The sequence below is a fragment of the Amycolatopsis sp. NPDC005232 genome, assembly GCF_040607795.1.
Lineage (GTDB): Bacteria > Actinomycetota > Actinomycetes > Mycobacteriales > Pseudonocardiaceae > Amycolatopsis.
Map to the genome: position 1 here is coordinate 22,252 of NZ_JBEXHL010000007.1, position 21,998 is coordinate 44,249.

Here is a 21,998-nt window from a genome sequence, read left to right on the forward strand (position 1 = left end):
TCCCCCGGCAAGTGAAGACCCAGGCAGCGCGAACCCACTGCGCTAACACGTATCGTACGCGGGCCCCGGTAGGGCACACAATCAGGGTCCCCACAGCTCCCGGTACCCTTCCGGCAACGATTCGGCCGGCGCCGGCATTCCCCGTCATTCCCGGAAGGACCCAGCATGTCCGACCACTCGGCAGCCCCCGCGGCGGACACAGCCGATCGTCACGCCCACGCCGAGCTGCAGCTCGGCACGGCCGGCGTCGCGTACCGCACGGTCGCCGGCGGCGAGGCGGCCGCGGCGAACCTCGCCTGGTGGGACGCCGACGCCGACGACTACCAGGCCACCCACGGCGAGTTCCTGGGTGACGCCGACTTCGTCTGGTGCCCGGAGGGCGTGCGCGAGGAGGACGTGCGGCTGCTCGGCGACGTCCGCGGCCGGCGGGTGCTGGAGGTCGGCTGCGGCCAGGCGGCGTGCTCGCGCTGGCTCTCCTCGGCGGGAGCCGACGCCGTGGCGACCGACCTGTCCGGCGGGATGCTGCGCCACGCGCGCGAGGGCAACGAGCGCACCGGCGTCACGGTGCCCCTGGTCCAGGCCAACGCCGAGTACCTGCCGTTCGTCTCGGGCAGCTTCGACGCCGCGTGCTCCGCGTTCGGCGCGCTGCCGTTCGTGCCCTCGCTCGCGACGGTGTTCGCCGAGGTGCACCGCGTGCTGCGCCCGGGTTCGCCGTGGGTGTTCTCGGTGACCCACCCGATGCGGTGGATCTTCCCCGACGACCCGGGCCCGCTGGGGCTCACCGTCACGCAGCCGTACTTCGACCGCACGCCGTACGTGGAGGTCGACGACGACGGCGAGGCCACCTACGTCGAGTACCACCGCACACTCGGCGACTACGTGCGCGCGCTGGCCGCCGGCGGCTTCGCTCTCGAGGATCTGCTGGAGCCCGAGTGGCCCGAGGGCCACACCCGCACGTGGGGCCAGTGGAGCCCGCTGCGCGGCAAGCTCTTCCCCGGCACGGCGATCTTCCGCACGCGCCGCTCCTGAGCGGCTACGCTGCGCTTTCGTGGCCACCACCGAACCCGCGGCGCGGTTCGCCGCGCTCGACCCGCTGCTACCGCCGCCCCCGCCGTCGATCAGCGACGCCGCCGGCGAGCGGGTCGGCGCGGTGACGGGGGCGGGCGCGCGCGTGTCCGGGGTCGTGCAGCGTCACCGCCACGGCCCCGGCGACACTCCCCTCCTGTGGTCGGCCGCGCAGGTGTGGCAGCTGTTCCCCGACCCGGACACCGCCGGCACCGAGGGGTTCGACCTCCTGCTGGGCGAGCTGCGGTCCCTCGTGGACACCGAGCCGGCCGAAGCCGACTCCGCGTGCGTGGTGAACTGGCCGAGCCGTGACGCGGAGGCGATCCGGGCGTTCCTCGACCACGGGCTCGCCCCGATGTCCGCGCTCGCCGTGCGGACGGACCCGCCGCCGGCTGAACGGGATGCCGCCGGCACCGACGGGATCGCCGTGCGCCTGGCCGGGCCGGGCGACTTCGACACCGTGCTCCGGCTGTGCGCCGCCACGTTCGACTACACCGGGCTGGTGGCGCACCGCCGTCGCGACCAGACGGCCGAATTGCTGGCGCCCGCGCTGCGCCGCGCGCTCGACGAACCGGCCACCTGGCTCGCGGAAGCCGGCGGCCGTCCGGTGGCGCTCGCCCAGTGCGCGTGGGTGGACTCGGCTCCGGGCACCGAGGCCGCCGAGCTCCTGCCGCCCGGGCTGTGGGCGTACGTGAACAACGTCGTGACCGCGCCCGGCCACCGCGGCAGCGGGATCGGGCGCGTCCTCATGGACCGAGTGCACCGCGAGCTGCTGCGTTCCGGCACGGTCGGCGCGTACCTCTACTACAACCCGATGAACCCCCTGTCCTCGGTGTTCTGGCACCGGCAGGGCTATCGTCCACTGTGGACGTCGTGGGAAGCCCACCCGGCGACCGCGCTGCGCTGACCAGGCCCGCTCACCGGGACACCGCCACCCCGGTCGTGTGACGTGCGACCACCCGCCTTGCCGCTCGTTGATCATGTGCGCTAGATTTTTGCACTGACCGGTCAGTTCAAAAGTCCGGTCAGTGGAGAAATTGGAGTGTCCCCGTGCAGGTACGAGCCGACCGGGTGTCCCTGGAGGGCCCCCACGGCACACTGTTGCCACCCACCTCGCTGACCGTCGAAGACGGCTGCGTGACGCTGGTCCACGGCGAGCCCGGCGTCGGGATCACCGCGCTCGGCCTCGCGCTGGCCGGCCGCGTCAAGCCGAGCACCGGCACGGTCACCGCCGACGTCCCCGGCCTGCTGCGCGACCTCGTCGCCGTGGTCGACGCCCCGGGCGTGAGCGAGCCCGACGAGGCGCTGCCGCTGCGCGTGGTAGCCGGCGAGGAGCTCGCCCTGGCGCACCGGGCCGCGGGCAAGGAAGACGTGGCGCGCTGGCTCACCGAGCACGACGCCGCTCCCTTCGCCGGCACCCGCTTCGAGAACCTCGAGCCCGCGCTGCGCACCCGGCTGCTCGCCGAGCTGGCCGCGGAGCGCACCGGCGTGCGCGTGCTCGTGCTCGACACCCCCGACCGGCACACGAGCCTCGTCGAGACGTGGACCGCGGTCGCCGAGGACCACGCGAAGCGCGGCCTCGCCGTCGCCGTGCTCACCGCGACGACACCCGCGTCCGCCCTCCCATACCCCCCGGCCCGCATCGGGTCGACCGACCAGCCCGGGCCGGTGCGCCTGCTCCCCCGCATCGAGGAGCCCACCGTCGAAAAGCCCGCAGTCGAAGAGCCCGCCGCTGCAAACGTCAGCGCTGAAGGAGAACCGGCATGACCGCCCCCGACAAGCGCGCCGGCGGCCTGAACGCCTTCCGCATCGCCCTCAACGAACTGCGCCGGCTCTCGGCCGGCACGCTGCCGAAGCTGGCGATGGCCGCGCTCGTGCTGGTGCCGCTGCTCTACGCCTCCTTCTACCTGTACGCGAACTACGACCCGTACGGCCGCCTCGACAAGCTGCCCGCCGCCGTGTTCACCAGCGACGTCGGTGCGAAGGACTCGACGGGTGCCACGCGCAACGTCGGGCGTGAGGTGACCGACGAGCTCGCGAAGTCCGGCACCTTCCAGTGGCACGAAGTGTCCGAAAAGGACGCCCGCGACGGCGTGCGCGACGACAAGTACTCCTTCGCCATCGGCATCCCGCGCGACTTCTCCACCGCGCTGCTGTCGTCGGGCAACTTCACGCCGCAGCAGGCCACGATCACGCTGACCACCAACGACGCCAACAACTACCTCGCGGGCACCATCGCGAAGCAGGTGGCCGACCAGGTGCGCAAGACCATCGCCGAGAAGGTGGGCGGCGAGGCGGCCGACCGGTTCCTCGTGGGCTTCTCCACGATCTACGGCAAGATCTCCGACGCTGCCAACGGCGCGAAGCAGCTCGCCGACGGCGCCACGCAGCTGCAGACCGGCCAAAACCAGCTCGCCGACGGGGCGAGCCAGCTCGCCACCGGCTCCGGCACGCTCGCGACCGGGCTGAACACGCTGAAGACGAGCACCGCGCAGTTGCCGAGCCAGACCCAGCAGCTCGCGACCGGTGCCGGCCAGGTCGCCGACGGCAACCAGCAGGTGGCCGACGCCGCCTCGCTCGCCGCGTCCGCGTCGGCCGACATCCAGGGCAAGCTCGACGGCTACCGGACCCAGCTCGACACCGACCTGCACAACGCGGGTCTGTCCGACACCCAGGTCAACGGCATCCTGGCTCAGCTCGACCAGCTGCGCTCGCCCGTCGACCAGGCGAACACCAAGATCCAGTCGGCCAACGGCGACCTCGCCAAGCTGGCGAGCGGCGCCCGTCAGGTGTCGGACGGTGCCCACCAGCTCGCCTCGGCCACGCCGCAGCTGACCAGCGGGATCGCTCAGGCGTCCGACGGCGCCAACCAGCTGCGCGACGGTGCGGCGAAGCTCGACGACGGGGAGAAGACCGCCGTCACGGGTACCGACCGGCTCGCGAGCGGCGCGAACCAGCTGCGCGACGGACTGTCCTCGGGCCTGTCGCAGATCCCGAACCCGGACGACCCGACGCGCACCGCCACGGCGAACACCATCGCCGACCCGGTCGCGGTCACGGCCAACGGCGTCGCCTCCGCGGGCACGTACGGCGCGGGCTTGGCCCCGTTCTTCATCTCGCTGGCCACCTGGATCGGCGCGTTCGTGCTGTTCCTGCTCATCCGCCCGCTGTCCACGCGGGCGCTCACCGCGGGCGCCGCGCCGCTGCGGGTGGCGCTCGGCGGCTGGCTGTCCTCGGCCGTGCTCGGCATCGCGCAGGTGATCGTGCTGTTCGCCGCGGTGACGTGGCTGGTCGGCATCCACATCGCGCACCCGTTGGGCGCGATCGGGTTCGCGATCCTCGTCTCGCTGGCGTTCACGTCGGTGGTGCACGCGCTCAACGCGTTCTTCGGCGCCGTCGGCAAGTTCCTCGGGCTGGTGCTGCTGGTGCTGCAACTGGTGAGCGCGGGCGGCACGTTCCCGTGGCAGACGATCCCCGACGCGCTCTACCCGCTGCACGTCGTGCTGCCGATGGGTTACGCCATCGACGGCTTCCGGCACCTGCTCTACTCCGGCGCGTCGCTGCAGATCCTCGGTGACGTCGGGGTGCTGCTGGCCTACCTCGTCGGCGGGATCGTGCTGTCGACGCTGGCGGCCCGCAAGCACCGGGTCTGGACGGTGTCGGCGCTCAAACCCGAGCTCAGCCTGTGAGGGAGACGACCAAGCGGAAGCTCTTCGAGGCGACCCTGCGGCTTTCGGCCAGCAGGGGCCTCGTGGGGCTGACGGTGGACGAGATCGCGACCGAGGCCGGCGTCGCCAAGGGCACGGTGTACTACAACTTCGGCTCCAAGGACGGGCTGGTCGACAGCCTGCTCCGCTTCGGCGTCGACCTGCTGGCCGGGCGCCTGCGCGCGGCCGTGACCGACGGCGAGCCGCTCGACGTCATCGAAGCGCAGGTCGACACGACGCTGCAGTTCATCGCCGAGTACCCGGGGTTCTCGCAGATCGTGGTGAGCGAGCTGTGGCGCACGCCTGGCCAGTGGCACGACACGCTGGCGCTGCTGCGCGAAGAGATCATCTCGATCGTGAAGGGGCAGCTGCACCGCCTCGACGAGGCCGGCCGGCTGCCCGCGGGCGTCGCCATCGAGACCGCGGCGGCGGGCCTGTTCGGGACGATGCTGGTCGTCGCGCTCGACTGGCAGGTCTTCCAGCCCGCCCGCACCCGGGCCGACGTGCGTGACTCGGTGATGGTGCTGATCCGGGGCCTCGGTCGCGGCTGAGACCCCGGACTGTTCTTTCGCGCGCCGGGTCAGCCGCAGTTGGCGCAGCAGCCGCAGCCCTTGCCGGTGCACGCGGCGCAGCAACCGTGGCGCATGACGAACTTGAAGAGCCGCTTGATCATCTCTCGGTCCTCCGCTATCGATCGACACCTGCGCATGTCACGCTAAGTGAGGCGACCGTGACGCGGGTACCGCTGACCGGGCGGGTGACCCGGGTGAATCACCTCACGGAGGCGACCGGCGCTCCCGCTAAGCTCGCCCGCGTGAAACTCCATGTCGGCTGCGCGATGTGGACGCACGCGCCCTGGCAGGGCCGGCTCCTGCCGCACCCCCTGGCACCCCGCGAGCGCCTCCGCGCGTACGCGACGTGGTGCAACGCGGTCGAGGGCAACACGACGTTCTACGCCACGCCGTCCCGCGCCACGGTCGAGACCTGGGCCGAGCAGACGTCGCCCGATTTCCGCTTCGTGCTCAAGCTGCCGAAGCCGATCACACACGAACGCGGTCTCGGCGACGTCGACACGGTACTGGCCACGTTCCTCGCGGCGATCGAGCCACTGGGCGAGCGCGCCCACACCCTGTGGATCCAGCTCCCGCCGTCGTTCTCGCCGGAGGCCCTCGGCGCCCTCGCGGGTTTCCTGCGGCGCTTGCCCCGCGAGTACCACTACGCCGTCGAGGTCCGCGACCGCGCGTTCTTCGAAGACGCGCGCGCCGCCCAGGCCCTGGAACGCGTCCTCGCCGTCGCCGGCGCCGAGTGGATCACCTTCGACACCACGGTGTTGTTCTCCCAGCCGCCGACATCCGAAGCCGAGCAGGAGGCGTGGCTCAAGAAGCCCCGCATGCCCCAGCGGATCCGCGCCCTGACCGCCGACCCCGTCGTCCGCTACATCGGCCGCGACGACCCCGACGAGACGGCCGCCGGCTGGCGCCCCTGGGCCGACGCCGTGGTGCACTGGCTGCGCGAAGGCCGCTCCCCCACGGTCTTCCTCCACACCCCGGACAACGCCGACGCGCTGCTCCTGGCCCGCCGCTTCCACGACGAGGTGCGGGCGCGCGTACCCGAACTGGAACCCCTCGCCGAGCCGATGCCGGTGGGACCGCCGACGCTGTTCTGAGCCGGACTGTCCACACAGGACCTGCGGTCTCACGCACGCCGGCGCGGCGCCATTTGAGCCTGATCTCGAGTTGCACCTCCACGCCGGTCTTGGCGAGCCCGTCGTCCAAGCCCGGCGAACCCGATGGGGCCCCGCTCCGGAAAAGCGCCATCCCGGACCGGCACACTCACCCGTTCGGCGCCGTCGGCAACGCTTCCTCCGCCGTCAGTGGTCCGGACCTTCCCCGGCTTTCGGCGACGGACCGGAGTTCGCGGGCGAGGCGTTCCGCGGCGCGGCCGAAGAAAGCGCTGTCGAACTCGGTTGCGATGGCCGCGGCGTCGGCTGCCAGGTCGCGGCCGGCGCGGGTAAGGGAGACGCGGACGGCGCGGGCGTCGCGTTCGTGGGCTGTGCGGGTGAGCAGGCCGCGGACTTCCAGTGCCCGCAGGACTTTCGACGTCATCATGCGGTCGGCACCGGCGTGTTCGGCGACCTCCTGCTGGGTGGCCGGGCCGGCGGTGCGCTCGAGGCCGGCGGCCGCGGACAGCAGGAGGAACTGCGTGGGCGTGAGACCCAGTGGGCTCAGGCGGACGTCGAGCGCGGCGCGCCAGGCCAGGGCCGCCTGGTGGAGCCAGAAGCCGGCACCGGAAGCGGTGCCGTTCTTCGTGAGATCGGAGATCTCGTACATCACGTCTCCCCGTCCGCGTGCCGCGGCCGCCGGAGGTGCGGCCGCGGCGCGCGGGTCGTCAGCGGACGCCCAGGGGCAGGTCGAACCGGCCGAACACCCAGGTGCCCGGGGCGTCGGCGTTGTCGCCGGCCCAGAACTCGAGCCAGTGCTCGGTGAACTCGTCGGCCGTGAGGTAGCCGTCGCCGTTGAGGTCCAGCACCGGGAAGACCGTGTCGGTGTCGGTGGCCGTGCCGTTCCAGGTCTCGATCAGCCGGCGGTACTCCTCGCGCGAGATGCGCTCGTCGCCGTTCTCGTCGATGGCCTCGAACATCGCGGCCGCCGTCCCGCGCACCGAGTCAGGCATGTCCCCCAGCTGGTCCACCACGAGCAGGACCTCGTCGAGCGTCACCTTCTCGTCGCGGTCGATGTCGGACGCGGCGAGCAGCGTGGTCCACCAGCCCATCATGATCTCGCTCAGGCGTGCCGCCTCGGGCGAGTCGGGAGCGAGGCCGCGCGCCTTCGTCCAACGGTCGGTGAGCGCCTGGAAGTCGGCCTCGGTGAGGAATCCGTCGCCGTCGACGTCCATCGCCCCGAACACCGTGGAGATCTTGCGTCTCTGCAGTTCACTCGCCATCGTTCGCCGTCCTCTCTCCGATCCCCCTTGGCCGGGGACCCCGTGGGCGAAGCTCAGCGTTGTCGCGACTCAAGATCACCTGCACCGGCACCCGGGTTCTCCCCCGGCCCGACCCGGTGATTTCGTTAGTGACGCGAAGTAACCGAAAAGGCTCCTTCCCCGCGGGGAAGGAGCCTTTCTGGTCCGTTCGGAGTTCTAGTGCGCCGCTTCATTCCACGAACGGCCGTAGCCGACCGAAACCTCCAGCGGCACGGCCAGGTGGGAGGCCGACCCCATGCCCTCGCGCACGAGCTTCTCGACTTCGGCGCGCTCGTCCTCGGCGACCTCCAGCACGAGCTCGTCGTGCACCTGCAACAGCACGCGGCTGCGCAGCTTCGCCTTGACCAGCTCGCGGTGCACGTTGAGCATCGCGACCTTGATGATGTCGGCCGCGCTGCCCTGGATCGGCGCGTTGAGCGCCATGCGCTCCGCCATCTCGCGGCGCTGGCGGTTGTCGCTGGTGAGGTCGGGCAGGTAGCGGCGGCGCCCGAAGATCGTCTCGGTGTAGCCGGTCTTCCCGGCTTCGCCGACCACGGACTGCAGGTAGTCGCGCACGCCGCCGAAGCGGTTGAAGTACGCTTCCATCTGCGACTTCGCGTCCTCGGTCGAAATGCGCAGCTGCTGCGAAAGCCCGTAGGCCGACAACCCGTAGGCCAGACCGTAGGACATCGCCTTGACGCGGTAGCGCTGCTCCGCCGTGATCTCCTCGGCGGGCACGGAGAACGCGCGCGACGCGACGAACGTGTGCAGGTCCTCGCCGCTGTTGAAGGCCTCGATCAGGCCCTCGTCCTTCGACAGGTGCGCCATGATCCGCATCTCGATCTGGCTGTAGTCCGCGGTCATCAGCTCGACGTAACCCTCGCCGACCACGAACGCGTCGCGGATGCGCCGGCCTTCTTCCGTGCGCACCGGGATGTTCTGCAGGTTCGGGTCGACCGACGACAGCCGCCCGGTCGCGGCGATGGTCTGCTGCAGCGTGGTGTGGATGCGCCCGTCGTCGGCGACCGACTTGATCAGGCCCTCGACGGTGGTGCGCAGCCGCGTGGCGTCGCGGTGTTCCAGCATGTGCTGCAGGAACGGGTGCTCGGTCTTCTCGAACAGGCTCTGCAGCGCCTCGGCGTCGGTGGTGTAGCCGGTCTTGGTGCGCTTGGTCTTCGGCATGCCGAGCTCTTCGAACAGCACGACCTGCAGCTGCTTCGGCGAACCGAGGTTGATCTGCTTGCCGATCACCTTGTACGCCTCTTCGGCGGCCTGCGTGACACGGCTGAGGTAGTGGGCCTCCAGCTCAGTGAGTTGCTCCACGTCCACGGCGATGCCCGCGGCCTCCAGCTCGGTGATGACCTCGAGCAGCGGCAGCTCCAGCTCGGCGAGCAGCTTCGCCCCGCCGAGGTCCTCCAGCTCCTTGCCGAGCGCGCCGGCGAGCTCGAAGATCGCGCGGGCCTTCACCAGCTCGTCGGAGATTTCCTTCTGCTCCAAGCCTTCGGCGCCGCCGTCGAGCAACGACAGCTGGCCGTCGCCCTCGGCGGCCTCCGAGCGCAGCTCGCGGTGCAGGTAGCGCAGTGCCAGGTCGTCGAGCTCGAAGGTCCGCTGGCCGGGCCGCACGAGGTAGGCCGCGAGCGCGGTGTCGAGCACCAGCCCCGCGAGCGTCCAGCCGCGGGCGCGCACCGCGTGCAGCGCCACCTTGAGGTCGTGGCCGATCTTGCGGATCTTCTCGTCGGCCAGCCACGCGGCCAGCGCGGTGTCGTCGGCCTCGTCCATCGCCGTGACGTCGACGTACGCGCCTTCGCCGTCGGCGCACGCGAACGCCAGCGCCCGAAGGTCGGAGCGGATCGACGTGCCCGTGGCGCGGAACGCCAGCGCCACCGGCTCGCCCTCGCCGGCGTGCGCGGCGAGCCAGGCGCCGAGCGCGCCGGGCGCGAGTGCCTCGCCCGAGACGTCGAAGCCCTCCTCGGCCTCCGGCTCGGCGCTGCTGAGCGTGGCGAAGAGCCGGTCGCGCAGCACGCGGAACTCCAGCTCGTCGAACAGGCGGTGCACCGCGTCGCGGTCCCACGGCCGCAGCTCCAGCTGGTCGGGCACCAGGTCGAGCTGCACGTCGCGCACCAGCTCGGTGAGCTGGCGGTTGAGGGTGACCGACGTCAGGTTCTCGCGCAGCGCGTCGCCGACCTTGCCCTTGACCTCGTCGACGCGGTCGATCAGGTCGGCCAGCGTGCCGAACTGCCGGATCCACTTCGCCGCCGTCTTCTCCCCCACCCCGGGGATGCCCGGCAAGTTGTCCGACGGGTCGCCCCGCAGCGCCGCGAAGTCGGGGTACTGGGTCGGCGTGAGGCCGTACTTCTCCTCCACGGCGTCAGGCGTGAAGCGGACCAGGTCCGACACGCCGCGCTTCGGGTAGAGCACGGTGACGTGCTCGTTGACCAGCTGCAGCGCGTCGCGGTCGCCGGTACAGATCAGCACGTCGAAGTTCTCCGCGCCGGCCTGCGTGGTGAGCGTCGCGATGATGTCGTCGGCCTCGAAGTTCTCCTTGACCAGCGACGGGATGCCCAGCACGTCGAGCACCTCCTTGACCAGGTCGACCTGGCCGCGGAACTCGTCGGGCGTGGTGCTGCGGTTGGCCTTGTAGTCGGCGAACGTCTCGGACCGGAAGGTCTTGCGCGAGAGGTCGAACGCAACGGCGAGGTGCGTGGGCTCCTCGTCGCGCAACAGGTTGATGAGCATCGAGGTGAACCCGAACACCGCGTTGGTGACCTGGCCGGTCTTCGTCTTGAAGTTCTCCGCGGGCAACGCGAAGAAGGCGCGGTAGGCCATCGAATGACCGTCGATGAGCAGCAGGCGGGGCCGCTCGGCCGTGGTCGTGGCTGCTGTGGCGTTCACTACGGTTCGGTTCTCACTCGGGCTCACGGGAGCGAGTCTAAGGTGAGGGTCCGACACTCTTACGTGTCGCATAGGTTGAGGAGCATTGCGTGACCGAGCAGGCCGGCGACTTGGCGCTGGAAACTCGCGCGGGGATCGACCCCGCCGCCGCCGACCAGCAACTGAACGACAAGCTCGGGCTGAAGATCCTCGAGGCAACCCCCGAGCGCGTGGTCGGCACGATCCCCGTCGAGGGCAACCTCCAGCCCTACGGCCTGCTGCACGGCGGAGCCAACGCCACCGTCGCCGAGGCGCTCGGCTCGTACGTCGCCGCGCTCAACGCCGGCGCCGACCGCGCCGCGATGGGCCTCGAGTTGTCCTGCACTCACCACCGCGCCGTCCGCTCCGGCACGGTCACCGGCGTCGCCACCCCGCTGCACGTCGGGCGCGGCACGATCACCGCGGAGATCGTGCTCACCGACGACGAGGGCCGGCGCACCTGCACCGCCCGCCTCACCTGCGTCGTGCGCGACCGCCCGCCGGGCGCTTGACCCACCCGCTGCCATGACAACGGCCCCTCACCCGCCAGGGCGAGGGGCCGTCGCACAGGGCCTCCTACCTCAGCCGACGCCGAGGTAGGCCTCCTTGATGCTGGTGTCGGCCAGCAGTTCCTTCCCGGTGCCGGACTTGGTGATGCGCCCGGTCTCCAGCACGTACGCGCGGTGCGCCCGCGAGAGGGCCTGCTGCGCGTTCTGCTCCACCAGCAGCACCGTGGTGCCCTGGCGGTTGATCTCCGTGATGATCCGGAAGATCTGCTGGATGAACTGCGGCGCGAGCCCCATCGACGGCTCGTCGAGCAGCAGCAGCCGCGGCTTCGCCATCAGGGCGCGCCCGATGGCCAGCATCTGCTGCTCGCCGCCGGACATCGTGCCACCGACCTGGGTTTTGCGTTCCGCGAGCCGCGGGAACAGCTCGAAGACCCGCTCGAAGTCCGGCTGCAGGTTCTTCCGGTCCTTGCGCGCATACGCGCCCATGTCGAGGTTCTCGAGCACCGTCATGCCGGGGAAGATCCCTCGGCCTTCGGGCGACTGCGAGATCCCGCGGACCACGCGCAGGTCACCGCGCAGCCGCGAAATGTCCTCGCCGTCGAAGCGGATCGTGCCGCCCGAGATCGCCCGGATCCCGGAGATGGCCCGCATCGTGGTGGACTTGCCCGCGCCGTTGGCCCCGATCAGCGTGACGATCTCACCCTCGTCAACCCGGATGGACAGGTCCGACACGGCCTGGATCCGGCCGTAGTGGACGGACACCTCGGACAGCTCAAGCAACGTCATCGTCGGGCACCCCCAGGTAGGCGGCGATCACGGCGGGGTTCGCCCGGATCTCGGCGGGCACCCCTTCCGCGATCTTCTTGCCGAACTCCAGCACCACGATCCGGTCGGTCACGCCCATGACCAGCTTCATGTCGTGTTCGATCAGCAGGACGGTGTAGCCGTCGTCGCGGATCGTCCGGATCAGCCCCATGAGCTCTTCCTTCTCCGCCGGGTTGAACCCGGCGGCCGGCTCGTCGAGGCACAGCAGCTTCGGCTCGGTCGCGAGCGCCCGCGCGATCTCCAGGCGCCGCTGATAGCCGTACGGCAGGTTCTTCGCGCGGTCGGCCGCCCGGTCGGCGATACCGACGAACTCCAGCAGCGCCATGCCCTTCTCGATCGCCTGCTTCTCCTCGCGGTGGTGGCGAGGCGTGCGGAGCAGGGCGCCGATCAGGCTGGTCTTGTGGCGGGCGTCGGTGCCGACCACCACGTTCTCCAGCGCCGTCATCTCGGAGAAGAGCCGGATGTTCTGGAACGTGCGCGCGATGCCGAGCTGCGTGATGGCGTGGCGCGAGGCCTTGCCCAGCGGCTTGTCCTCCAGCAGCACCTGGCCCGAGGTCGGCCGGTACACGCCGGTCATCGCGTTGAAGCACGTGGTCTTGCCCGCGCCGTTGGGCCCGATCAGGCCCAGGATCTCGCCGCGACGGATGTCGAACGACACCGCGTCGAGCGCCACGAGACCGCCGAACCGCACGGTGACGTCGTCGACCTTCAACAGCGTCTGCCCGACCGCGACGTCGATCTCACGGTCCGGTGCGACGACCTCGGCGACCTCCGCCTCGTGCTCGGCGAGCTGCTCCGCGCTCATCTGGGCGACCTCCGCCACGAGGCCGCCCTCGGCCGGGACCTCCGGGCCCGTGCCGTTGCCAGGGCCGGTCATGCCTTCTCTCCCGGGGTCTCGGGGGCCAGTGAGCCGTCACTCGAGATCTGCTCGCCGCGACCGAGCAGCCGCTGGTACGCCTGCCTGCCGTACGTGAGCAGCCGCTGCCGCGCACCGAGCAGGCCCTGCGGGCGAAAGATCATCAGGATGATCAGCGCGAGGCCGAAGATCAGGTACTTGTACTCGGCGATCGCCTGGAACCGCAGCGGCACGTACGCCACCACGATGGCACCCAGCAGCACGCCGACCTTGTTGCCCGCCCCACCGAGGATCACCGCGGCGAGGAACAACATCGACGTGACGACGTCGAACTTCTGGTTGTTCACGAAGCCCAGCTGCCCGGCATAGAGCGCGCCGGACAGGCCACCGACCGCCGCGCCGGAGACGAACGCGAAGATCTTGAACTTGTACGTCGGCAGGCCCATGATCTCGGCCGCGTCCTCGTCGTCCCGGATCGCGACCCACGCGCGGCCGACCCGGCTGCGCTCGAGGTTCCCGACCAGGAACAGCACGATGATGATGACCGTGACGCACAGCCAGTACCACGGCGTGCCGTCGGAGTTGTTGAACAACGCGCTGCCGTCGGCGTTGGTGCCCGGTGGGTGCCCCACCGCCTGGAACCCGCTGTTACCGCGCAACGGGTCGACGTTGTCGGCCAGCAGGCGCACGATTTCGCCGAACCCGAGCGTCACGATGGCGAGATAGTCCCCGCGTAATCGCAGCGTCGGTGTCCCGAGGATCACGCCGAAGATCATCGTGACCACCATGGCGATCGGGAGCACGATGAGGAACGGCAGTTTGTGCAACGTCGAGTCGGGGCTCGTGAACAGCGCCATCACGTACGCGCCGACCGCGAAGAAGCCCACGTACCCGAGGTCGAGCAGGCCGGCCTGGCCCACCACGATGTTGAGCCCGATGGCGACCAGCGCGTAGCGGGACACCTCGAACATCGCGATCGGGAAGTTGTACCCCGGCTGCGTGGAGAGGATCGGCGGGTTCAGCACGGGCAGCAGGTAGATCAGCACCACCAGCGGCACGAGCACGAGCCACTGCTGCACGCGCGGCAGGTTGTTCCACCACTCCGAGATGGGCCGCCTGCGCTTGGCCGCGGCAGGCGCGGTAGGCGTCGAGGTCACTGTCATACCCGTGCCTTTCCGAGCGACTCGCCGAGGATACCGGTCGGGCGAACCATCAGGACCAGCACGAGGAGCACGAACGCGACGACGTCACGCCAGCCTCCGCCGAAGAGCGACTGACCGTAGTTCTCGGCGACCCCGAGCAGCAGACCGCCGAGCAGCGCGCCACGCAAGTTGCCGATGCCGCCGAGCACCGCGGCGGTGAACGCCTTGATGCCGAGGATGAACCCGCCTTGGTAGGACGCGCCCTGCGGCACCTTCATCATGTAGAACAGGGCCGCCGCACCGGCGAGCAGGCCACCGATGAGGAACGTGAGCGTGATGACGCGCTCCTTGTTCACACCCATCAGCGTCGCGGTGTCCGGGTCCTGCGCCACAGCGCGGATGCCGCGGCCGAACTTGGTGCGGTTCACGAACATGTTGGTGGCGAGCATCAGCACGACCGACGCGATGATCGTGATGATCGTGACGATGGTGACGTCGGCGCCGAAGAGCTTGAACACCGGTTCGTTGCGTATCAGGCGGATGCCCTGCTCGGCGTTGCCGCCGCGCCAGATGAAGAGGATCTGCTGCAGAACGAAGGAAGCGCCGATCGCGGTGATCAGGAAGACCAGCTTCGGCGCGCCGCGTTTCCTCAGTGGACGGTAGGCCACGCGTTCGAGGAGCACCGCCGTACCGCCGGACACGGCCATCGCCGCGAGCAAGGCGAGGAGCAAGAACCCGATTACCTCGAAGACCGGCAGCTCAGGCGTGTCGCCGGGCCGGAAACCGAGGCCGAACAAGGTGAACCACACCGCGTAGGCGCCGTAGATGAACACCTCGGAGTGGGCGAAGTTGATCAGCTTCAGGACGCCGTAGACGAGGGTGTAGCCCAGCGCCACGAGCGCGTAGATGCTGCCGTAGGCAAGACCGTCGATCGTGTTGGCCCAGAACTGGTCAAGGAAGCCTTTCACGTCGAAGGTGATCCAGCTGTCGCCCTGCGCGAGGACGAGCGAGCTCAGGTCATGGGTCATCGACACACTAGTTCTCCATGTGGGTCCGGGGTGCGGGTCCGGCGGGATCGAGCCGCCGGACACGCACCCCGGTAACTGGAACGGAAGCCGGAACTACTTGATCTCGGTGTTGCGGACGATCTTCCCGTTCTCGACCTTGTAGGTCCACACGGTGGTCGACGACAGCTCACCCTTGTCGTTCCACTTGAAGTGCTTCGTGATGCCCTGGCCGTCGTAGGTCTTGACGAAGTCGAGCAGCGCAGGACGCGTGGTCTTGCCCGAGTCGATGCCCTTCAGCAGGATCGTCGCGAGGTCGTAGGCCTCGGGCGAGTAGGTGCCCGGGTCCTTGCCGGTGGCGGCCTTGTACGCGTCGGTGAACTTGGTGAACTGGTCCGCCGGCACACACGGGCAGGTGAAGTACGCGTTGGCAGCGGCTTCGCCGGCGCCCTTCACGAACTCGTCGTCCTTCACGCCGTCCGGGCCCACGAACTTCGCGGTGACGCCGGCGTCATTCAGCTGCTGCGCGAACGGAGCGGCTTCCTGGTAGTAGCCGGAGTAGAAGACCGCGTCGGGCGCGTTGGCCTTGATCTTGTTGACCACGGCCGAGAAGTCGGTCTGCTTCGTCTTGACCTTGTCCTGGCACGACAGTGCCGGGCCGAGGGCCTTGATCGTCGAGGCGGCGAGGCCGGTGCCGTAGTCGGAGTCGTCCTCGATGACGCAGACCTTCTTGGCTGCGAGGTCACCGGTCATGAACTTCGCAGCGGCGGGGCCCTGCGTGTTGTCGTTGCCGAGACCGCGGAAGAAGGTCTTCCAGCCGTTCTCGCTCAGCGTCGGGTTCGTGGCCGACGGGGTGACCGTGACGAGACCGGCGGTGTTGAAGATGTTGCCGGCCGCCTTGGACTCACCCGAGAAGGGGAGGCCCACCACGCCGATGATCGCCGGCGTGTTGACGATCTGGGTCACGATGCCGGGCGCCTTGTCGGGCGTGCCCTCCGTGTCGTACTGCTCCAGCTTGACCTGGCAGCCCGGGTTCGCCTTGTTGTGCTGGTCGACCGCGAGCTTGGCACCGTTCAGGATGTTGATGCCGAGGGCCGCGTTGGCGCCGTTGATGGTGCCGGCGTAGGCGATGGAGGTCGGCGAACACTGCGCCTTGCCGTCGCCCGCGGGGTCGGCGGCGTCCGCGGCGGCCGAAGGCGCTGCCGCCTGCGGGGCTCCGCTGTCGTTTCCGCCAGAACCGCTGTCGGTACGCGCCGCGCACGCGCTCAGGGAGATGGCCCCCGCAGCCGCCAGCACGATGATCTTCGTGAGTCGTGCTCTCTGCACTCTTCCTCCAAATGCCAACCAACCGTTCGAAGCGAACGGCTCGTCCCTATGTGGGAACTGACTGGCCGCTGAAAGTAGCCGCCCCGTGAGGTGTTGCACAGAGTTACCCACTGTCTTGTATCCACATCGTGACGGTCGTCACCGGCAGTAATGGACGTTATCCACCCGATTGTCGCAATCTGACAACCGGGTGATTACACTGAGTACTCGGATGGCACCTCGATCGGAGCACTTGACGTGCGGCCAGATCGATGTTGGCAGTCTAGGGACTCCACTCGGCTGGTGAAGGGGCGGTAAGCCATGATCAGACTCGAAGGTAGCAAACTTGCCCTCTTGCACCGCGCAGAGCGACGGAAGACCACACCAAAACGGGCGCGACCCCCTGGTCACGCCCGTCTTGCCACTCGGATGGGTGAGGCCTAGCCGATGCTCTCCACCACGGCCTCGGCGACCGCCTTCATCGTCGTGCGGCGGTCCATCGCCGTGCGCTGTATCCACCGGAACGCGTCCGGCTCCGTGAGGCCTTGACGGCTCATCAGCAGGCCCTTCGCCCGGTCGATGACCTTGCGGGTCTCGAGCCGATCGGTGAGGCCCGCGACTTCCGCCTCCAGCGCCTGCAGCTCGGAGAAGCGGCTCACGGCCAGCTCGATGGCCGGCACGAGGTCACGCTTCGCGAACGGCTTGACCAGGTACGCCATCGTGCCCGCGTCACGGGCCCGCTCGACGAGGTCGCGCTGGCTGAACGCGGTGAGGATGACGACCGGCGCGATGCGGTCGCTCGTGATCTTGGCGGCCGCCTCGATGCCGTCGAGTTTCGGCATCTTGACGTCGAGGATGACGAGGTCGGGCTTGAGGTCGGTGGCCAGGTTGATGGCTTCTTCACCATCGCCGGCCTCGCCGACCACCTCGTAGCCCTCCTCACGCAGCATCTCGACCAGGTCGAGCCTGATGAGCGCCTCGTCCTCGGCGACGAGCACCCGACGCTGCGGCACGGTGGCGGCACCGTTGGCCTCGGTAGCCTGTTCGGTCACCGGGGTCCTCCTGAAGGCTCGGCGGGACGGTTGACTCGCGGTGACCCGCGAAAGGTCAGCCTACCGGGAACGATCCAGTTCCCAAGATGGCGTTCACCACGAAGTGGCGGGCGCGACACCCCGCCCCGCCACACGCGCGTCACCGGTGATCGCGTAAAGTTCCTCGCGCTCGCCCCCGTAGCCCAACTGGCAGAGGCAACGGATTCAAAACCCGTCCAGTGAGAGTTCGAATCTCTCCGGGGGCACCCCTTTCCACCTGCACAAACCGGCCCCTGACCAGGCGCAACTCGGTCGGGGTCCGATCTTGTGTCAACCGGTGGCACGCGACCGCGACCGCGACCGCGACCGGCCGGCCCTCGACGGCGCCGCGGCCACGCTGGTCATCACCATCGGCTCGGCCGTGCTCGGCGCCGGCGTGAAGACCAACGACCCCGACCTACGTTCACCCCTCTCGCCTGGGGACTGCCGGATGGCAGGACTGGCGGGCCCCGGACCGCGATAATGGCCAGGTGACCGCACACGTCGAACTGCGTGAAATCACCGACGCCAACCGCGACGAGGTATGCGCCGTGCGTGTCCGTCCGGACCAGAAGAAGTTCGTCGCATCGGTGAAGAAGTCGCTGAAGGAGGCGGGCAAGAAACCACAGTTGTCGCCCTGGTATCGCGCTGTGTACGCGGACGACGTGCCCGTCGGTTTCGTCATGCTGAACTGGGCGGTGTCCCCAGGTACGCGCGGCGTGGCCGGCTCGTACGTCCTGTGGCGGCTGCTCGTCGGAGCGCAGTTCCAACGCCGCGGCTACGGGCGCGCCGCGCTGGCCAAAGTCATCGAACTGGTCAGGGCGGACGGTGGCACCGAACTATTCACCAGTTACCAACCAGGAAAGGGCGAACCATGGCCGTTCTACCGGGGCTTCGGCTTCCAGCCGACCGGTGAGATCGACGACGGCGAGATCGTCCTGCGGTGCGCGCTGACCTGATCGGCCGACCGCGACGACCGAAGGGGCGGTCCGTGGTCCGCGAAATCCTGGGGGTCAAGAGGTCGCAGGGTCGAATCCTGTCAGCCCGACCGGACGAAACGTAGGGCCCTTGAGCAGCGTAATCGCTGCTCATGGACCCCTTTCCACCAGCGCAAACCGGCCCATGACCAGGCGCAACTCAGTCAGGGGCCGATCTTGTGTCAACCGGTGCCGCGCGACGGCGACCGGCAAAGTACGGCTACGCGCGGTCTATTCGCGGTCCACGTTCGTCGCGGCGGAGGGGCCGGCGCCTACTCGTCCTCGACCAGACCGAGGATTGTGGCGATCTTCGCCAGAGATACCGCTTCCAGCCCTGCCAGGATTGCTCGTCGGATGGTGGATCTCGTGACGCCTCGATCTGGGAGGCTCGCGGCATGGCGCTGAGCAATCCTGGCTGGGCTGAGTCGTTCGACACCGGCGGAGCACTGATCGACATCGTGGTCTCGGACATGACGACCGATGCCTGGCGCAGGGTCTTTGCGAATTTCAAGGCCCATCCTGAGGTGTGGACCCCATGCGCTGGATTCGAGCGTGCCGGCCAGATGGCCGCCGACTACGCTGCTGCGACTCCTGATGATCGCCTTCTAGCCCGGGGCAATCTTCCAGGTCAGCTCAATGCCTGGTTCTTGGACGATGAACTCGAAATCGATTTGGACCCACGGCAGTTGACCGAGGACGATCACGTCGTGACGCTCCAGGGATTCATGCGGGAACTCGGGCAACTCCTGCATCGGGACGTCGCCATGAGCTGGGAGGGCATGCGGGAAGCTGTGGTTTTCCGATACCGGTATGCCACGGATTCGATCGATTGAGGCTTGCGGCGGCCCAGCCTGGTTCCCTTGCAGAGAACTCGAGGAACTTCGCCACGGTGCGCCGCTGATGCTCCACCACCAGTTCCGCCGTCGTGAACTGGTGCTCGGGGCCAAGACGTGGCGGGTACCGGCGAACTGCTACCCACCTGCCATACCGCCCTCGCTGACCACCGGGGACCATCGGGGCGCGCTGGCAGCTGGCCGGGCTGGCGAGCAAGTCTCCGGATCCCAGAGCGTTTCGGTTCCGCTGATTGCGCAGCAAGCGACGGCGTAAGCCCGAATGGGCATGCCCACCGAAATGAACTCCGCACTCGAAAGCGGTCGCGTTCTCCTCGAAAAAACTCGATTATCCCGCGAACATCGACAACCACTTCGTCGTCGACCCGTCCAAGGACAGCCAGCCGCCCGGGTGACTATGTGAACGGCCAACCCGGGTTGGGCCTTCCCGATTTCAACTGCCCCGCATGGAAAACACTAGCAGTTGATCATTATTCAATACAGTCAACAATTATGGCCATATGCAGTGCTCTGCCCCGCTTCACTGGTCGTGCGTCAACCTTCGGACAGCCCAGAACCGTTCGCGTACTGTTTCAGCACAGCCTTGGCCAAGGCGACGAGCTCGGTGCGAAGTTCAGGTGGTGACACCACCTCGATACCACCGCCGTACCCGATCAGCTGTACGGCGCCTTTCGCTGCCGATTCGATCGGCAGTTCCGCCAGTACCCAGCCCTGCTCGTCGCGAGAGCCGTGGCGGACGGCGTCGGCGAGGCTGCTGTCGCCGAGGTCCGGCAGTTCTGCGACGAGTTCGGGAGCGACCCGGATGTGCGCTGTCGCGGTGAGGCGCCGGCGATCGAAGTCGGTCAGGTGGTGCTGCCAGAACTCGGCGAGGTCGAATGGGGTGACGCGCTCGAATGTCACGTCCTCGGTGTGGAGTTCCAGGATGTTGCTCACCCGGTAGGTCCGCAGTGGTGACGTGGTGCCGCGGGTGCGGTCGGCGGCGACGAGGTACCAGACGCCGTTCTTGACGACGAGGCCGTGCGGATCGAGGGTCCGGCGCACTTCGCGTGGTTCGGCCCAGCGCCAGTAGCTCACGTGCACCCGCCGGTTCGTCAGCAGCGCGTCGGCGAGCGTGGGCAGAGCCGCGGGGGTGGTCGCGTAGCTGTACCAGGCGGGCAGGTCGAGCAGAAAGCGATCGCGTAGCCGGTTCGCTCGCTCTTCGTGATGGGGTCCGAGGGCGGCGAGCAGCTTCGCCTCGGCCGAGCGGGCCTGTTCGGTCAGTCCGAGTGAGGCCGCCGGCGCCGGGAGTCCGATGAGGAACAGTGCCAGAGATTCCTGCGAGGTCAGGCCTGTGAGCGTGGTGCGATACCCATCCACCAGCCGGTAGCCGCCGCCGCGACCGTTCTCGGCGTAGAGGGGGACGCCCATCTGAGACAGCACCTCGACGTCGCGGTACACGGTGCGCATCGAGACGCCGAGGTGGGCGGCGAGTTCGCGGGCGGTGGCGGTGCGGCGCGCCTGCAACAGCAGCAGGATCGAGAGCAGGCGCCCGGAACGGACGCCGGATTGGTTCATCGACTTAAAGCTGCCATACGGTGTCAGCGTTGGCCAGCAGACTTGCTCGCATGACGCAGACAGAGCGGCGCCCCGCCTACGACTTCGACTTCTTCACCGGAACCTGGCAGGTGCGCCACCGGCGGCTGAGCTCACCGCTCGACAGCACTTCGGACTGGATCGAATTCGAGGGCATCACGAACGCGCGCACCCATCACGGTGGAGCGATCCACGTCGACGAGGTGTCCCTCGCCGAGCCAGGCCACTACGGCTTCACCATCCGCACGTACGACCAGGAGCGGAAAGACTGGACGATCTACTGGGTGAACAACCGGGTCGGACGGCTCGAGCCACCGGTGCGAGGGCGGTTCACCGACGGCGTCGGGACGTTCTACGGCACCGACGAGGTGGACGGCCGGCCGGTGCGAGTGCGGTTCGTGTGGTCCGAGATCTCGGACACGACCGCGCGTTGGCGGCAGGCTTTCAGCGTCGACGGCGGCACGACGTGGGTGGACAACTGGGAGATGCGCTTCACCCGGGAAGCCCAGTGACAAGCATCCCGCGCTCCGAAGTGGTCGACCTGCGGCAGTACACGCTCCGGCCGGGTCGCCGCGACACCTTGATCGATCTGTTCGACAGATATTTCGTCGACGGACAGGAAGACGTCGGCATGCACGTCGTCGGACAGTTCCGCGATCTCGACGACCCGGACCGGTTCGTGTGGTTGCGCGGCTTCGGCTCGATGGCCGCCCGCGGTGCGAGCCTGCCGGCCTTCTACGGCGGGCCGGTGTGGCAGGCACATCGGGACCGGGCGAACGCCACCATGGTCGACTCGGACAACGCGTTGCTGCTGAACCCGCTTCGGCTGGCCGACGGGTATCCGCGGTTCGGTACTGCTCGCGATTCCGCCACACAGCCACGCTCGGTGGTCGGCGTCACCGTCGTCCACCGCGACCGGCCGATCGATGAACCGTTCCGCGCGGTCGTCCTCGACTCGGTCCTCCCCGAACTCGTTGCGGCCGGCGGCGTACCCATCGCTGTGTTCGTCACCGATCCGTCCGTCAACAACTTCCCGGCGTTGCCCCTGCGCGAGGAGAACGTCGTCGTGTGGATCAACCGCTTCGACGATGATGCGGCCTACCGCGCCCACCACACCCGCCTCGCCGCGTCGGCCGGATGGCGTGAGCACGTGCTGCCGGTTCTCGAACACAGCGCCACGTTGCCCATGCAACAGCTGCGGTTACGTCCCACGGCACGGTCACATCTGCGCTGACCCTCGGCGA

Annotated in this window: 22 protein-coding genes and 1 tRNA gene; 13 read left to right on the top strand and 10 right to left on the bottom strand. The window is 68.9% G+C overall.

The window, feature by feature from the left end:
* Nucleotides 1-165 precede the first annotated feature (165 nt).
* The 6 genes from ABZU76_RS15210 (at nucleotide 166) to ABZU76_RS15235 (ending at nucleotide 6,438) form a co-directional block, all read left to right on the top strand.
* Nucleotides 166-1,029: a class I SAM-dependent methyltransferase gene (locus ABZU76_RS15210; protein ID WP_354869357.1), complete on the top strand. Its 864-nt coding sequence runs from the start codon at nucleotides 166-168 to the stop codon at nucleotides 1,027-1,029.
* Nucleotides 1,030-1,048: 19 nt separating this feature from the next.
* Nucleotides 1,049-1,972, top strand: coding sequence for a GNAT family N-acetyltransferase (locus ABZU76_RS15215; protein WP_354869359.1), 924 nt, complete (start codon nucleotides 1,049-1,051; stop codon nucleotides 1,970-1,972).
* 143 nt (nucleotides 1,973-2,115) lie between these two features.
* Nucleotides 2,116-2,832, top strand: a complete 717-nt coding sequence (locus ABZU76_RS15220) for an ABC transporter ATP-binding protein (protein ID WP_354869361.1) — start codon at nucleotides 2,116-2,118, stop codon at nucleotides 2,830-2,832.
* A 26-nt stretch (nucleotides 2,833-2,858) separates the two neighbouring features.
* Complete coding sequence (locus tag ABZU76_RS15225) at nucleotides 2,859-4,754, top strand: YhgE/Pip domain-containing protein (RefSeq protein WP_354870045.1); 1,896 nt, start codon at nucleotides 2,859-2,861, stop codon at nucleotides 4,752-4,754.
* Nucleotides 4,751-5,323, top strand: a complete 573-nt coding sequence (locus ABZU76_RS15230; RefSeq protein ID WP_220242041.1) for a TetR/AcrR family transcriptional regulator — start codon at nucleotides 4,751-4,753, stop codon at nucleotides 5,321-5,323. The genes ABZU76_RS15225 and ABZU76_RS15230 overlap by 4 nt, the downstream gene beginning before the upstream one ends.
* 287 nt (nucleotides 5,324-5,610) lie before the next feature.
* On the top strand, nucleotides 5,611-6,438 hold the full coding sequence (locus ABZU76_RS15235) for a DUF72 domain-containing protein (RefSeq protein ID WP_354870047.1): 828 nt from the start codon (nucleotides 5,611-5,613) through the stop codon (nucleotides 6,436-6,438).
* 166 nt (nucleotides 6,439-6,604) lie between these two features.
* Here ABZU76_RS15235 and ABZU76_RS15240 read toward each other — a convergent pair whose 3' ends face one another.
* From ABZU76_RS15240 to polA, 3 genes are all read right to left on the bottom strand, one after another.
* Entirely contained in the window at nucleotides 6,605-7,102 is a 498-nt protein-coding gene (locus tag ABZU76_RS15240) for a MarR family transcriptional regulator (RefSeq protein ID WP_354869364.1), read from the bottom strand.
* A gap of 58 nt (nucleotides 7,103-7,160) precedes the next feature.
* Nucleotides 7,161-7,715 carry an EF-hand domain-containing protein gene (locus ABZU76_RS15245; protein WP_354869367.1) on the bottom strand — a complete coding sequence of 185 codons (555 nt, stop codon included), beginning with the start codon at nucleotides 7,713-7,715 and terminating at the stop codon, nucleotides 7,161-7,163.
* 195 nt (nucleotides 7,716-7,910) lie between these two features.
* The gene (polA, locus tag ABZU76_RS15250) at nucleotides 7,911-10,652 is read right to left on the bottom strand and encodes a DNA polymerase I (RefSeq protein ID WP_354869369.1); all 2,742 of its coding nucleotides are present in this window, start codon (nucleotides 10,650-10,652) and stop codon (nucleotides 7,911-7,913) included.
* A 62-nt stretch (nucleotides 10,653-10,714) separates the two neighbouring features.
* On the opposite strand from polA, the gene ABZU76_RS15255 reads away from it, so the two are divergent.
* The gene (locus ABZU76_RS15255; protein ID WP_354869372.1) at nucleotides 10,715-11,155 is read left to right on the top strand and encodes a hotdog fold thioesterase; all 441 of its coding nucleotides are present in this window, start codon (nucleotides 10,715-10,717) and stop codon (nucleotides 11,153-11,155) included.
* A gap of 69 nt (nucleotides 11,156-11,224) precedes the next feature.
* Here ABZU76_RS15255 and ABZU76_RS15260 read toward each other — a convergent pair whose 3' ends face one another.
* The 6 genes from ABZU76_RS15260 to ABZU76_RS15285 form a co-directional block, all read right to left on the bottom strand.
* Entirely contained in the window at nucleotides 11,225-11,938 is a 714-nt protein-coding gene (locus tag ABZU76_RS15260) for an ABC transporter ATP-binding protein (RefSeq protein WP_354869375.1), read from the bottom strand.
* Nucleotides 11,925-12,854: an ABC transporter ATP-binding protein gene (locus tag ABZU76_RS15265; RefSeq protein ID WP_354869378.1), complete on the bottom strand. Its 930-nt coding sequence runs from the start codon at nucleotides 12,852-12,854 to the stop codon at nucleotides 11,925-11,927. The genes ABZU76_RS15260 and ABZU76_RS15265 overlap by 14 nt, the downstream gene beginning before the upstream one ends.
* Nucleotides 12,851-13,996 (bottom strand): branched-chain amino acid ABC transporter permease, encoded by a 1,146-nt coding sequence (locus ABZU76_RS15270; RefSeq protein ID WP_220242048.1) that lies wholly within the window; start codon nucleotides 13,994-13,996, stop codon nucleotides 12,851-12,853. Before ABZU76_RS15270 ends, ABZU76_RS15265 begins: the two co-directional genes overlap by 4 nt.
* The gene (locus ABZU76_RS15275; protein WP_354869380.1) at nucleotides 13,993-15,003 is read right to left on the bottom strand and encodes a branched-chain amino acid ABC transporter permease; all 1,011 of its coding nucleotides are present in this window, start codon (nucleotides 15,001-15,003) and stop codon (nucleotides 13,993-13,995) included. Before ABZU76_RS15275 ends, ABZU76_RS15270 begins: the two co-directional genes overlap by 4 nt.
* 93 nt (nucleotides 15,004-15,096) lie before the next feature.
* Nucleotides 15,097-16,275 carry a branched-chain amino acid ABC transporter substrate-binding protein gene (locus ABZU76_RS15280; protein WP_354870050.1) on the bottom strand — a complete coding sequence of 393 codons (1,179 nt, stop codon included), beginning with the start codon at nucleotides 16,273-16,275 and terminating at the stop codon, nucleotides 15,097-15,099.
* 449 nt (nucleotides 16,276-16,724) lie between these two features.
* On the bottom strand, nucleotides 16,725-17,336 hold the full coding sequence (locus tag ABZU76_RS15285) for a response regulator (RefSeq protein ID WP_220242049.1): 612 nt from the start codon (nucleotides 17,334-17,336) through the stop codon (nucleotides 16,725-16,727).
* Between the two features lie 171 nt (nucleotides 17,337-17,507).
* Between ABZU76_RS15285 and ABZU76_RS15290 the strand changes: the two genes are divergently transcribed.
* From ABZU76_RS15290 to ABZU76_RS15305, 4 genes are all read left to right on the top strand, one after another.
* Nucleotides 17,508-17,581, top strand: a tRNA-Leu gene (locus ABZU76_RS15290).
* Nucleotides 17,582-17,652: 71 nt separating this feature from the next.
* Entirely contained in the window at nucleotides 17,653-17,838 is a 186-nt protein-coding gene (locus ABZU76_RS15295) for a hypothetical protein (RefSeq protein ID WP_354869383.1), read from the top strand.
* Nucleotides 17,839-17,845: 7 nt separating this feature from the next.
* Nucleotides 17,846-18,313 carry a GNAT family N-acetyltransferase gene (locus ABZU76_RS15300; RefSeq protein ID WP_354869385.1) on the top strand — a complete coding sequence of 156 codons (468 nt, stop codon included), beginning with the start codon at nucleotides 17,846-17,848 and terminating at the stop codon, nucleotides 18,311-18,313.
* 413 nt (nucleotides 18,314-18,726) lie between these two features.
* On the top strand, nucleotides 18,727-19,164 hold the full coding sequence (locus ABZU76_RS15305; RefSeq protein WP_354869387.1) for a hypothetical protein: 438 nt from the start codon (nucleotides 18,727-18,729) through the stop codon (nucleotides 19,162-19,164).
* Between the two features lie 552 nt (nucleotides 19,165-19,716).
* Here the strand turns inward: ABZU76_RS15305 and ABZU76_RS15310 are convergent.
* On the bottom strand, nucleotides 19,717-20,736 hold the full coding sequence (locus tag ABZU76_RS15310; protein WP_354869389.1) for a WYL domain-containing protein: 1,020 nt from the start codon (nucleotides 20,734-20,736) through the stop codon (nucleotides 19,717-19,719).
* 50 nt (nucleotides 20,737-20,786) lie between these two features.
* Between ABZU76_RS15310 and ABZU76_RS15315 the strand changes: the two genes are divergently transcribed.
* Complete coding sequence (locus ABZU76_RS15315) at nucleotides 20,787-21,266, top strand: hypothetical protein (RefSeq protein ID WP_354869391.1); 480 nt, start codon at nucleotides 20,787-20,789, stop codon at nucleotides 21,264-21,266.
* Nucleotides 21,263-21,988, top strand: a complete 726-nt coding sequence (locus tag ABZU76_RS15320; RefSeq protein WP_354869393.1) for an NIPSNAP family protein — start codon at nucleotides 21,263-21,265, stop codon at nucleotides 21,986-21,988. Before ABZU76_RS15315 ends, ABZU76_RS15320 begins: the two co-directional genes overlap by 4 nt.
* Nucleotides 21,989-21,998: the final 10 nt, after the last annotated feature.

What these genes read in the sequence shown, in the direction of transcription:
- ABZU76_RS15210 (WP_354869357.1), top strand. Translation starts at nt 166, where the DNA reads ATGTCCGACCACTCGGCAGCCCCCGCGGCGGACACAGCCGATCGTCAC.
- ABZU76_RS15235 (WP_354870047.1), top strand. Translation starts at nt 5,611, where the DNA reads ATGTGGACGCACGCGCCCTGGCAGGGCCGGCTCCTGCCGCACCCCCTG.
- ABZU76_RS15240 (WP_354869364.1), bottom strand. Translation starts at nt 7,102, where the DNA reads ATGTACGAGATCTCCGATCTCACGAAGAACGGCACCGCTTCCGGTGCC.
- ABZU76_RS15245 (WP_354869367.1), bottom strand. Translation starts at nt 7,715, where the DNA reads ATGGCGAGTGAACTGCAGAGACGCAAGATCTCCACGGTGTTCGGGGCG.
- ABZU76_RS15260 (WP_354869375.1), bottom strand. Translation starts at nt 11,938, where the DNA reads ATGACGTTGCTTGAGCTGTCCGAGGTGTCCGTCCACTACGGCCGGATC.
- ABZU76_RS15265 (WP_354869378.1), bottom strand. Translation starts at nt 12,854, where the DNA reads ATGACCGGCCCTGGCAACGGCACGGGCCCGGAGGTCCCGGCCGAGGGC.
- ABZU76_RS15270 (WP_220242048.1), bottom strand. Translation starts at nt 13,996, where the DNA reads ATGACAGTGACCTCGACGCCTACCGCGCCTGCCGCGGCCAAGCGCAGG.
- ABZU76_RS15275 (WP_354869380.1), bottom strand. Translation starts at nt 15,003, where the DNA reads ATGACCCATGACCTGAGCTCGCTCGTCCTCGCGCAGGGCGACAGCTGG.
- ABZU76_RS15305 (WP_354869387.1), top strand. Translation starts at nt 18,727, where the DNA reads ATGGCGCTGAGCAATCCTGGCTGGGCTGAGTCGTTCGACACCGGCGGA.
- ABZU76_RS15310 (WP_354869389.1), bottom strand. Translation starts at nt 20,736, where the DNA reads ATGAACCAATCCGGCGTCCGTTCCGGGCGCCTGCTCTCGATCCTGCTG.
- ABZU76_RS15315 (WP_354869391.1), top strand. Translation starts at nt 20,787, where the DNA reads ATGACGCAGACAGAGCGGCGCCCCGCCTACGACTTCGACTTCTTCACC.